Source organism: Rhodovulum tesquicola, assembly GCF_024128855.1.
Taxonomy (GTDB): domain Bacteria; phylum Pseudomonadota; class Alphaproteobacteria; order Rhodobacterales; family Rhodobacteraceae; genus Rhodovulum; species Rhodovulum tesquicola.
In genome coordinates this window covers 1-1,222 of the sequence record NZ_JAMYDV010000058.1, presented here as the reverse complement: position 1 = coordinate 1,222, position 1,222 = coordinate 1, and the positions used below count along the sequence as shown (strand labels likewise).

General features: G+C 65.3%; 1 protein-coding gene. It reads left to right on the top strand.

The features are described 5' to 3' along the window. The first annotated feature begins 2 nt into the window (after positions 1-2). A complete protein-coding gene (tuf, locus tag NHN26_RS17345) occupies positions 3-1,178 on the top strand; it encodes an elongation factor Tu (protein WP_253090545.1) in 1,176 nt (391 codons plus the stop codon). Positions 1,179-1,222: the final 44 nt, after the last annotated feature.

The window sequence follows — 1,222 nt, the reverse complement described above, 5'->3', positions numbered from 1 at the left end:
CCATGGGTAAGGCAAAGTTCGAACGTACGAAACCGCATGTGAACATCGGGACGATTGGTCACGTTGACCACGGCAAGACGACGCTGACGGCGGCGATCACGAAGTATTTCGGCGAGTTCAAGGCCTATGACATGATCGACGCGGCGCCGGAGGAGAAGGCGCGCGGGATCACGATCTCGACGGCGCATGTGGAATACGAGACGGCGGCGCGGCACTATGCGCATGTCGACTGCCCCGGCCACGCGGACTACGTCAAGAACATGATCACGGGTGCGGCGCAGATGGACGGCGCGATCCTGGTGGTGAACGCGGCCGACGGCCCGATGCCGCAGACGCGCGAGCATATCCTTCTGGCGCGCCAGGTCGGCGTTCCCGCGCTGGTGGTGTTCCTGAACAAGGTCGACCAGGTCGATGACGCGGAACTGCTGGAGCTTGTCGAGATGGAAGTGCGCGAGCTTCTGAGCTCGTACGACTTCCCCGGCGACGACATCCCGATCGTGGCCGGTTCGGCGCTGGCGGCGATGGAAGGCCGCGACTCCGAGATCGGCGAGGACAAGATCCGCGCGCTGATGGCCGCCGTTGACGAGTACATCCCGACGCCCGACCGCCCGATCGACCAGCCCTTCCTGATGCCGATCGAGGACGTGTTCTCCATCTCGGGCCGCGGCACGGTGGTGACCGGCCGTGTCGAGCGGGGCGTGATCAATGTGGGCGACCAGATCGAGATCGTGGGCATCCGTCCGACGCAGACCACGACCTGCACCGGCGTCGAGATGTTCCGCAAGCTGCTGGACCGCGGCGAGGCGGGCGACAATATCGGCGCGCTGCTGCGCGGCATCGACCGCGACCAGGTCGAGCGCGGCCAGGTGCTGTGCAAGCCCGGCTCGGTGAAGCCGCACAAGAAGTTCGAGGCGGAGGCCTATATCCTGACCAAGGAAGAGGGTGGCCGTCACACGCCGTTCTTCGCGAACTACCGTCCGCAATTCTACTTCCGCACGACGGACGTGACCGGGACGGTCGAGCTTCCCGAGGGCACCGAGATGGTGATGCCGGGCGACAACCTGAAATTCGTGGTCGAGCTGATCGCGCCGATCGCGATGGAGGAGAAACTCCGCTTCGCCATCCGCGAAGGCGGCCGCACCGTCGGCGCCGGCGTCGTCTCCAAGATCATCGAGTAACCGAAATCACGGCCGGGCCGGCAAAAGCCGGCCCATCAGCCCGA

Coding starts and splice junctions, on each gene's coding strand:
- tuf (WP_253090545.1), top strand. CDS start 3: ATGGGTAAGGCAAAGTTCGAACGTACGAAACCGCATGTGAACATCGGG.